General features: G+C 62.3%; 8 protein-coding genes. 5 read left to right on the forward strand and 3 right to left on the reverse strand.

Features of this window, described 5'->3' with window-relative positions; all coding sequences use genetic code 11:
• Positions 1 to 1,108: biotin/lipoyl-containing protein (locus EOA85_RS16330; RefSeq protein WP_127210350.1), on the forward strand; the 1,108-nt coding region annotated here is incomplete at its 5' end.
• A gap of 333 nt (positions 1,109 to 1,441) precedes the next feature.
• On the opposite strand, the gene EOA85_RS16335 is transcribed toward EOA85_RS16330, so the two are convergent.
• Entirely contained in the window at positions 1,442 to 1,921 is a 480-nt protein-coding gene (locus tag EOA85_RS16335; RefSeq protein ID WP_127210352.1) for an SMI1/KNR4 family protein, read from the reverse strand.
• Between the two features lie 234 nt (positions 1,922 to 2,155).
• Here EOA85_RS16335 and dnaE point away from each other — a divergent pair, with 234 nt between their 5' ends.
• The 3 genes from dnaE to EOA85_RS16350 all read left to right on the forward strand — a co-directional run bounded on the left by dnaE (position 2,156) and on the right by EOA85_RS16350 (position 7,732).
• Complete coding sequence (gene dnaE / locus EOA85_RS16340; RefSeq protein ID WP_206523309.1) at positions 2,156 to 5,635, forward strand: DNA polymerase III subunit alpha; 3,480 nt, start codon at positions 2,156 to 2,158, stop codon at positions 5,633 to 5,635.
• 181 nt (positions 5,636 to 5,816) lie between these two features.
• A complete protein-coding gene (locus EOA85_RS16345) occupies positions 5,817 to 6,827 on the forward strand; it encodes a methyltransferase (protein ID WP_127210356.1) in 1,011 nt (336 codons plus the stop codon).
• Between the two features lie 104 nt (positions 6,828 to 6,931).
• Entirely contained in the window at positions 6,932 to 7,732 is an 801-nt protein-coding gene (locus tag EOA85_RS16350) for a potassium channel family protein (RefSeq protein WP_127210358.1), read from the forward strand.
• 105 nt (positions 7,733 to 7,837) lie between these two features.
• On the opposite strand, the gene EOA85_RS16355 is transcribed toward EOA85_RS16350, so the two are convergent.
• The gene (locus EOA85_RS16355) at positions 7,838 to 8,719 is read right to left on the reverse strand and encodes a DMT family transporter (RefSeq protein WP_127210360.1); all 882 of its coding nucleotides are present in this window, start codon (positions 8,717 to 8,719) and stop codon (positions 7,838 to 7,840) included.
• Positions 8,720 to 8,901: 182 nt separating this feature from the next.
• Between EOA85_RS16355 and EOA85_RS16360 the strand changes: the two genes are divergently transcribed.
• Complete coding sequence (locus EOA85_RS16360) at positions 8,902 to 9,408, forward strand: hypothetical protein (RefSeq protein WP_127210362.1); 507 nt, start codon at positions 8,902 to 8,904, stop codon at positions 9,406 to 9,408.
• An 86-nt stretch (positions 9,409 to 9,494) separates the two neighbouring features.
• Here the strand turns inward: EOA85_RS16360 and EOA85_RS16365 are convergent.
• A partial coding sequence (locus tag EOA85_RS16365) for a DNA polymerase IV (protein WP_127210364.1) occupies positions 9,495 to 10,799 on the reverse strand: 1,305 nt, incomplete at its 5' end.

Consider the following 10,799-nt stretch of genomic DNA (forward strand, 5'->3'; position numbering starts at 1 on the left):
CGTCACCGGCATCGATTTGGTCGAGCAGATGATCCGCATAGCTGCCGGCGAAAAGCTCGCTATCAAGCAAAGCGATGTCAAGCTGAACGGCTGGGCGGTGGAAAGCCGGCTCTACGCCGAGGACCCGTATCGCAATTTCCTGCCGTCGATTGGCCGGCTGACGAGATACCGGCCACCGGAAGAGGGACGGTTCGGCGACGTCGTCGTCCGAAACGATACCGGCGTCACCGAGGGTTCGGAAATCTCGATGTTCTATGATCCGATGATCGCCAAGCTGTGCACCTGGGCACCGACGCGGCTCGCCGCCATCGCCGCCATGTCGGAGGCGCTCGACAGCTTTGTCGTCGACGGCATCGAGCACAACATGCCGTTCCTGGCGGCGCTGATGCAGCATCCGCGCTGGCGGGAAGGGCTGATATCGACCGCCTTCATATCAGAGGAATATGCTGATGGCTTCGCGCCGATCGCGCCTGATAGCCAGGAAAAGGCCATTTTCGCAGGCATCGCCAGCGCGATCGAACTGCTGCGCCGCGACCGGCTCGACCGGCTGGGCGGGCGACTGGCGCCGCATTCGGGTGCCCTGAAACGCGACTGGGTGATCAAGATCGGCGAGGATTACCTTTCGGCCTCTGTCCTTGGAGGCATGATTTCCATTCCGCTGGAGCTCCACATGTCGATCGACGGTGGCAAGGCGCTGACGGTGGCGTCCGACTGGCGGCCGGGCGATCTCATCTGGCGCGGCACGGTCGGCGGTAGCAGGGTTGCGGCGCAGATCAGGCCGGTGCCGAACGGATTTCGCATCGCCTGGAAAGGCATGTCGGTGACGGCACGCGCCATGCTGCCGCGCACCGCGGAGCTCGAAAGGCTGATGCCGGAAAAAGTGGCGCCCGACACGTCGAAGATGCTGCTCTGCCCGATGCCCGGCCTCGTCGTGTCGATTGCCGTTGCCGAGGGGCAGGAGGTCAAGGCCGGCGAGACGTTGGCGGTCGTCGAGGCGATGAAGATGGAAAACGTGCTGCGCGCCGAGCGCGATCTTACAGTGTCGAAACTCAAGGCTAAGCCGGGCGACAGCCTCGCAGTCGATGCGGTGATCATGGAATTCGCGTGAGGCTGAAACCCGCCCCGACGCCCGTCAGAAGTTGGCGGGACAGCGCCCTTTCTGCATCCTACGAGATCGGCGAAAGCCGAGATGACAGCCAATCCCCCACTGGAGGGGGAGATGTCGGGCAGGACAGGGGGGCGCGAAGGAACGCGACTTCCAAAGCACGCTCACTACAGGATGGACGAGGCGAGGCCGTGAGGAATTCAAATTTTCTGCTGTCGCAGGTATTTGTTCTTTCTTTGTTCCGGCAGCTATGTTACTAACCTTGGTATGGTGCTGGTTTGCGCCGACGGTTTTTGTTCAGGCTTCTTTTCGACTAACGTGGTGGGTGCTGCGGACTTAACTCGGCTCCTCGCGCCACGGCTCGACGACGCAAAGAGCGTCAATCCACGCATGAAAACTTGGTGCAACCTCATCGACGGTTCCAAAGTCGTGATCGAAGAACCAAATTGCCCGCATGCCGGCGCTGTCACCGCCGAGCTGGTCTGCATTGAAGCAGAACTTGTATCCGGACCCATCGCTCGCGATAGCTACAAGCCGATCAGGCATCCCGATCTCACGCCAGCTAAGCGTTTCCTCAACGATCTCCTTCGGAGAATAGAAGTCATGAAGATCATGCAGATCCAGTTCACGCTCGACGATCGCGTCTAACAGCGCGATTGTGGGCCGAGGCAACCCGACGTCAAGTACTGCTTGTCGATAGTCTTCGGGAAAGTGGACGCCCAGCTGCTGCTCAGCAGCACCCAAATCCTCATCTGAGACTGACTCAGGGGGATATGTTGGGATGGTCCACTTCTCAACGAATCGCGAAAGTGACATGCGCGCTACTTCCAACACGGAGTAGACTTAGCAGCTTGGGAACGCATGGCAACGCCCGCTTCCCAGCCATCTCGGTGAATCCCAGTTTATGGGTTCACGGCCTAATCACTACCGCTGGACTCGTGTTACCTGCTGCCGGACAATACATTTTCCCCGACTGAGTCCTTTCAAGCGGCGCTAAAAACCATGGCGAATGAGACACTTCCACGCGACCCGTTGCGGCGTGAGGCCTTCATGAAGGCATCCCGGCCGGAAGCGCCTGCGCGGCCGTTCATTCATCTGCGCGTGCATTCGGCCTATTCGCTGCTCGAAGGCGCACTGCAGCTCGGCACCGTTGTCGGCCATGCGGTGAAGGATGACGCCCCGGCCATCGCCGTCACCGACACCAACAATCTGTTCGGCGCGCTCGAGTTTGCGCAAAAGGCGGTAAAGGAGGGCATTCAGCCGATCATCGGCTGCCAGACCGCTCTCGCCTTTTCCGGTGAAGCCAGCGACAGCCAGCGCGACCGCAGACGGCAAGGCCCGGAAATGCGGCCGGTGGTCCTGATCGCGGCGACCGAGGCCGGCTACAGCAATCTGGTCAGGCTGGTCAGCCGGGTCTATCTCGAAACGCCGCCCGGCGAGGCCGTGCATCTGACGACCGAGATGCTGCACGGCCATTGCGACGGCCTGATCTGTCTCAGCGGCGGGCCGCGCGGCCCGATCGGCAATGCTCTGAAAGAGGACCGCCGCGACCTCGCCGAGACGCGGCTTTTGGCGCTCAAGGCGCTGTTCGGCGACCGGCTCTATGTCGAGCTGGAACGGGTTTCCGGTTATGACCGGGCCATCGAAAAATCGTCAGTCGACCTCGCCTACATCAATGACTTGCCGCTGGTTGCCACCAACGAGGCGTTTTTCTCCTCGCGCGACGACTATGAGGCGCATGATGCGCTGATCGCCATCGCCGAAGGTTCGGTGGTCGCCGTGGACAATCGCCGGCGCCTGTCGCCCGACAATTTTCTGAGAAGCCAGGCTGACATGGCGAGGCTGTTCGCCGATCTGCCGGAAGCGATCGACAACACCGTCGAAATCGCGCTGCGCTGCTCCTACTATCCCAAGACCCGCAACCCGATCCTGCCCCGCTTTGCCGGCGGCGACGTCGCCGACGCCGATGCGGCGGTGAAGGCGGAGGCGCAGGAGCTTGCCAGACAGGCGCATGAAGGGCTGGAGGCGCGGCTCGCAGCGCACGGCCCAACTGCTGGCTACACAGCCAAACAATATCGCGAAAGGCTGGATTTCGAGCTCGGGGTCATCGAGAGGATGAAATATCCCGGCTACTTTCTGATCGTCGCCGACTTCATCAAATGGGCGAAGGCGCAAGGCATTCCGGTCGGGCCGGGCCGCGGATCGGGCGCCGGCTCGCTGGTTGCATATTCGACGACCATCACCGACATCGATCCGCTGCGCTTCTCGCTGCTGTTCGAGCGCTTTCTCAATCCAGACCGCGTGTCGATGCCCGACTTCGACATCGATTTCTGCCAGGATCGGCGCGAAGAGGTCATCCGCTACGTCCAGCAGAAATACGGCCGCGACCAGGTCGGCCAGATCATCACCTTCGGTACGCTGCAGGCCCGCGCAGTGCTTCGCGATGTCGGCCGGGTGCTGCAGATGCCCTATGGCCAGGTCGACAAGCTCTCTAAGATGGTGCCGTCGAACCCGGCCAATCCGGTCAAGCTCGCCGACGCCATCGCCAACGAGCCGCGCTTTGCCGAAGAGGCCGAGCGGGAGCCGATCGTGCAGACACTGCTCGACATGGCGCAGAAGCTGGAAGGGCTCTACCGCCACGCCTCGACGCATGCCGCCGGGATCGTCATCGGCGACCGGCCACTGTGGGAGCTGGTGCCAATGTACCGCGACCCGCGCTCCGACATGCCGGTCACCCAGTTCAACATGAAGTATGTCGAGCAGGCCGGGCTGGTGAAGTTCGACTTTCTCGGCCTGAAGACGCTGACGGTGCTGGAGACCGCGGTCAAGCTGATCCGCCGCCGCGGCATCGAGATCGATCTCGCCCACATTCCGCTCGATGACCCCGATACCTATGCCATGCTGTCGCGCGGCGAAGTGGTCGGCGTGTTCCAGGTGGAAAGTGCAGGCATGCGCAAGGCGCTGATCGGCATGCGCCCCGACTGCATCGAGGACATTATCGCGCTGGTCGCGCTTTACCGGCCGGGGCCGATGGAGAACATCCCGACCTACAACGCCAGAAAGCATGGCGAGGAGGAGATGGCGTCGATCCATCCAAAGATCGACCATCTGGTGAAGGAGACGCAAGGCGTAATCGTCTACCAGGAACAGGTGATGCAGATCGCGCAGGAGCTTGCCGGCTATTCGCTGGGCGAAGCCGATTTGCTGCGCCGCGCCATGGGCAAGAAGATCCGCGCCGAGATGGACAAGCAGCGCGAGCGCTTTGTTTCGGGCGCGGTCGAGCGCGGCGTCGGCAAGCCGCAAGCCGACTTCATTTTCGACCTGCTGGCAAAGTTCGCCGACTACGGTTTCAACAAGTCGCATGCGGCCGCCTATGCCGTCGTCTCCTACCAGACGGCCTATCTGAGGGCGCACTACCCGGTCGAGTTCCTGGCCGCGTCGATGACGCTCGACATGGGTAACACCGACAAGCTCGCCGATTTCCGCCAGGATGCGCTGCGCCTCGGCATCGACGTCGTGGCGCCGTCGGTGATATCAAGCTTCCGGGCCTTCGAAGTCGGCGAGAACCGGATCTTCTATTCGCTGGCCGCGCTCAAGGGCGTCGGCGACGCGGCGGTCGAGCATATCGTCGCCATGCGCGGCGGGAAACCGTTCAAGAACCTCGCCGATTTCTGCGAAAGGGTCGATCCGAAGATCGTCGGCAAGCGGGTCTTCGAAAGCCTGATCATGGCCGGCGCGCTCGACTGCTTCGGCCACGACCGCGCCGCGATGATGGCGGGCGTCGAGCGGATGATGGGGCTGGCGTCGCTGGCGCAGCAGAATGCAATGTCGGGCCAGCACGACATTTTCGGTGCTTCGCTCGGCGCACAGTCGCAGGCGCTCAACCTGCCGGCGACCGACCCGTGGCTTGCCGCCGACCGCCTGCACCGTGAATTCCAGGTGGTCGGCTTCTATCTCTCCGCGCATCCGCTGGACGAATACAAGGCGGCGCTGCAGAAGATGCGGGTGCAGAACTGGGCCGAGTTCTCGGCCGCGGTCAAACGCGGTGCTGCCGCCGGGCGGCTTGCCGGCACCGTCACCACCAAGCAGGAGCGCAAGACGCGCACCGGCAACAAAATGGGCGTCGTGCAGTTCTCCGACACGTCGGGCCAGTATGAAGCGGTGCTTTTTTCCGAAGGTCTGGCGCAGTATCGCGACCTGCTCGAGCCCGGCCGATCGGTGGTGATCACCGTTTCGGCCGAGGACAGGCCCGAAGGCGTCAATCTGCGCATCCAGACGGTGCAGTCGCTGGAGGACGAGGCAAGCCGCATCCAGAAGGCCTTGCGCATCTTTGTCAGGGATGACCGACCGGCGTCGGCGATTCAATCGCAGCTTACCCAGCGCGGCGATAGCCAGGTGAGCATTATCGTCATCAAGGATGAGGCGCAGGGCGAGGTCGAGATCGAACTGCCCAACCGTTACCGCGTCTCGCCGCAGATCGCGTCGGCCATGCGCGCGGTGCCGGGCGTGGTGGAAGTAGAGCTGGTGTGAGCTAACGCGGATTGGCACAGCCTCGGGTGTTTGGACCGTGTTCCGCCAAGCCAGCGCCAGCATGCCCAGCGCCGGATTGGCTGGTGACATTGCCACTGGTATCGTGAGGTCGGCCCGCCATGCCATCAACTCGTCTTTTCGGTTGCTGGCCTGGCTCTTTCGGCGGCCGGGGGAGAGCCTCATGGACGAGCGGACAGCTGCTGCCGAACTCCAGAAAATGGTCAATGGGTTCCAGGTATCTCAGGCGGTATGCGTCGCCGCCACACTGGGCATCGCAGACCATCTCAAGGACGGAAAACGCACCAGCGGCGAACTTGCTGCGTTGACCAATACTCATCCGCAAGCGCTCTACCGGCTGCTGCGCGCCCTGGCATCGGTTGGCGTGTTCCATGAAGCGGAAGACCGGTTTTTCTCGCTGACCCCGGTTGGCGTCGCGTTGCGATCCGATGTTCAGCATTCGGTCGCACCGTGGGCGATTCTGGCCGGACGGCCGTATTTCCGTCAGGCATGGAGCGATCTGCTGCACAGTGTCAGCACCGGCGAAAATGCCTTTCGCCACGCTCATGGCAAGGGCGTTTGGGAATACCGGGCGGAGCATCCGGAAGAGTCCGTCATCTTCGACCGCGCGATGACGGCCATGTCGCGTGGCGTCGCCGCCGCGGTGATCGCGGCCTATGACTTCCGGCCGTTCTCTGTTGTCATGGATGTCGCGGGCGGGCAGGGCGCGCTGCTTGCCGAAATTCTCTGCCGCAATCCCGGCCAGCGCGGCATTCTTTTCGATCAGCCGCAGGTCGTGGCGAAGGCCGGCCCGATCTTTGACGCCGCGGGCGTGGCCGATCGATGCGACATCGTCGCCGGCGATTTCTTCGTCTCGGTGCCCGAGGGCGCCGATGCGGTTGTGCTTAAATGGATCCTGCATGACTGGGACGACGACACAAACATCCGGATCCTGAAAACCTGCCGCCGGGCGATGCGCCCAGACGGCAAACTGCTGGTGCTTGAGAGCATTCTGGCGCCGCCCAACGAAGGCGCCGGCGCAAAATTCGGCGATCTGAACATGCTGGTCATGCCGGGCGGGCAGGAGCGCACGGGAGAAGAATTCGAGTTGCTGCTTGCGGCGTCGGATTTCCAGGTCGCCAATATCGTTGAAGCTGGACCTCGCATCAGCATCATCGAGGCGGAACCGGTCTGATCGCTTTCCGGGTCTGAAACGCTCCGGATGTTCTCAAGCCACAACGGCTTCACCCTGCTCTGCCCCACTGGACGGCTGTCGCAGCGAGCGTTATCGCAGTTGTCATGAAGGCGCCAGACAGGGACGGAGCTCGGGATTCAGCCTTGACGCGGCTGCGCGGCACGCTGCGCAAGCTCTATCACGGGCGCACGCCCGCGGCTTTCCGGTTTCAACTGGTCGCGATCATCATCGACCTTGCCATCATCGCCTTCTTCATCGCCACACCGGTAATCCAGGAGTCGCCTTCGTTCCTCTGGCTCGATTATTCCGTGGCAGCGCTTGTCGCCGCCGACATGATTGCGCGGCTGCTTGCCTCCAACGACATGCTGCGCCTGATGAAACAGCCGGCGTCGTGGGTCGATGCATTTATCCTGCTGACGCTGCTGATGCCTTCAGCGCTAGCCAATCTGGGCTTCCTGCGCATATTGCGGCTGTGGTCGCTGTCGCGCAGCGGCGCGCTGTGGCGGTATCTCGAGATGCGCGGCCTCAAAAAATGGCGCGAGGCGAGCCACGCAGTCATCAATCTCCTGACATTCCTCCTTGTCATCACCGGTTTTGTCTACACCTTCTTCTTCCGCACTGGGGCCGGTCTCGAAGGCTATGTCGACGCGCTTTATTTCACCGTCGCCACGGTGACCACGACCGGCTTCGGTGACATCGTCCTGCCGGGTATCGCCGGCAAGCTCACCGCCATCGTCACCATGATCATCGGCATATCGCTGTTCGTCAGGCTGGCGCAGGCGCTCTTCCGTCCCAACAAGGTGTTTTTTCCTTGCCCGCAATGCGGCCTTCAGCGGCATGAAGCCGACGCCGTCCACTGCAAGGCCTGCGGGCATATCCTCAACATCCCCGACGAAGGCGACTAAGATGCGAGGTTGGAGCGCGGTTTTGGTGGAACTAAAACCGCGCTGTAATTCTTTGCTTTCACGCATTTTGTCGGACGCCAAACGAAGATGCTTGGCTGCAAAATGCTAAGACGCTGCCACTTCCGCTGGTTTGCTCGCTTTTTTCTGCAGATTGAGCAGATTGCCCAACAGGATCAGCAAGGCGCCGCCGGCGGTGAAAGCATCGATCTGCTCGTGGTAGAGCAGCCAGCCGATCAGCGCTGACAGCGGCACGCGTAAAAAGTCCATCGGCGAGATGACGGTCGCGTCGGCATAGGCGAGCGCGCGGGCCATGCAGAAATGCGACGACATGCCGGTGAAGGCGATCAGCAGGATCCACGGCCAAAGTTCGAGCGGCGGGTTGCGCCATTCGTAGAGCGCCGGGATAAGGCCGAGCACCGACTGTATGACCAGCATCCAGAAGATGATGGACACGACGCTGTCCGTCCGCGTCAGCGATTTGACCAGGACCACAGATATGCCGAAGCAGACCGCGGCACCCAGCACGACGATATGTCCCGGATCGACGGAGCCGACGCCCGGACGGACGATGATCACCACACCGATCAGTCCGAGCACGATGGCCGCAAGTCTTGGCCGGCTTAGTCTTTCACCAAGAAAGCCGACCGCCAGAATGGCCGTCCAGATCGGCGTCGTGAATTCGATGGAGATCAGCACGGCCAGCGGGATCAGCGTCAAGGCGTATAGCCATGCCGCCTGGCCGACAAAATGGACGACATTGCGGGCGATATGAGCCAAGGGGCGTTTGGTGCGCATTGCCGCAAAACCGCCTGATATCATCACCAGCGGCAGGAGGATGAAAAGGCCGATCACCGAGCGCAGCTCCAGCACCTGGAATACGTTGAGCTCGGCCGTCGTGGCGCGGCCGGCGACCGACATCGTCAGAAACGATGCGATCGACAGCGCCATCCAGAACGCGGCCCGGGGGATCGAGGGTGAGGGTGCCATGCGCGCTATGTCGCAAGCCGGGACTTTCACCGCAACCGCTAGTCGACGCATTCGGCTGGGCCAGAAGCGACGTGTTGCAAAACGGTCATGTTGAAGGCGGAACCTGCCTTCACGGCGGGCGTTGGTCCAACAGACAGTTCATTGGAAATATCGTCGTTCCGATATCAACGAGGAGAGATCCCATGAAATCATTTGTACGATTTGTACTTGCCGGCTGCCTGACGGCTGCGGCTGGCGCGGCTCATGCCGACGAGGCCGATTTTCTCCGCTCGTTCGAGGGAAACTTCGCCGGCAAGGGGACCGTCAAGGTAACCACCGAGGCGCCGACGGTGAGCGTCTCCTGCCGCTTCAATTCCGACGCGACATCGAGCTCATTGTCGCTGGACGGCACCTGCCGCGGTCTCGTCGTGGTGACGCGCGCCATCAGTGCCGATCTGAAGTCCCGCGGTACGAAGTACACCGGGACCTATGTCGGGTCCCGCACCGGGCCGGCGCAGCTCAGCGGCAGGCGCTCAGGCAATGCGATCAATCTCGGCATCCGTTGGGCGAAGGAGGTCAACGGCGATCGCACGGCGCAAATGACGGTCGAGAAGAATGGCGAGGACGGGATGCGGCTGACCGTTATCGACGTCGATCCGAAAACCGGCGAGCGCGTTTTGACCAGCCGGATCGACTTGAGGCGCATCTGACAGCCGCTCTATCTTTTTGTGGCATGATCTTTTCCGAACCGGATTCCGCTTTTCGCTTAAGCGGACCTCTCGGTTCAGAATCGTACTCAGTCATCGATCGGCTCGGGCGGGTGGGCGTTGCGGCCCTTGCCGAAGGTGTAGCCGGTCTCCACCGCCCTGCGGCCGAATTTATCGCGTAGCGTGTCGATGGCGCCTTCGGCCATGGCGCGCTTGCGCGACTGAATATCGACGAGGTCGGGCGGATCGGCCTTGTCGTCATTCGAGAGGTCGCTCACACCGATGCCGAGCAGCCGGTATCTCGTGCCATCCGCCTCCTTGCGCAGCAGTTCGAGCCCGGTCGAAAAAATGCGGTCGGCCAGCCGTGTCGGATCGCCGAGTTGGCGGTTGCGCGTGCGGGTCTTGAAATCCTGGGTCTTCAGCTTCAGCACGACGGTGCGCCCGGCAATGCCGGATTTCTTCAGCCGCCCGGAAACCTTTTCCGAAAGCGCTCTCAGCACCGAAACCAATTCATCCAGGGAAGCGACGTCGGTGTCGAAGGTGGTCTCCGCCGATACGCTCTTCGCATCCTGGTCGGGATGGACGCGGCGGTCGTCCTCGCCGCGTGAAAGATGGTAGAGCCGGTCGCCCATCACGCCATAGCGGCGCATCAGGTCGCCGCGCTCCATGCGCTGCAACTGGCCAATCATCCGGACGCCGTCCCGTTCAAGCGTGGCGGCGAAAGCTTTTCCCACACCCCAGATCAGCGTCACCGGCTGCTCGGCCAAAAAGCCTGATGCCTCAGCCTCGCCGATCACCGAAAAGCCGCGCGGCTTGCGAAAGTCCGATGCCACCTTGGCCAGGAACTTGCAGTAGGAAAGGCCTGCTGAAACGGTGATGCCGATCTCCTTCTCCACGCCAAGCGCGAAGCGCGCCAGCACCACCGCCGGCGGCAAGCCATGCAGACGCTCGGTGCCGGCTAGATCCAGAAATGCTTCGTCGATGGAGATCGGCTCGACCAGCGGCGTCAGCGCCTGCATCATGGCGCGCACCTCGCGGCCGACACGTGCATATTTTTCCATGTCCGGGGGGATGACGACCGCTTCCGGACAGGCTTCGAGCGCCTTGAACATCGGCATCGCCGAGCGCACCCCGTTGATGCGCGCGATGTAGCAAGCGGTGGAGACGACGCCGCGCTTGCCGCCGCCGATGATCAACGGCCGGTCCTTCAGCGCTGGGTTGTCGCGCTTTTCGACCGCCGCGTAAAACGCGTCGCAGTCGATATGGGCAAGACGCAGCCGGTAGAGCTCCGGATGGCGGGCAAGCCGTGGACTGCCGCAGCGTTCGCAGCGCCGTGTTTCGCTGCGCTGGAAGGTCAGGCAGTCGCGGCAAAAACCGTGATCGGGATTGTTGAC

It is taken from the genome of Mesorhizobium sp. M5C.F.Ca.IN.020.29.1.1 (assembly GCF_003997375.1).
GTDB lineage: Bacteria > Pseudomonadota > Alphaproteobacteria > Rhizobiales > Rhizobiaceae > Mesorhizobium > Mesorhizobium wenxiniae.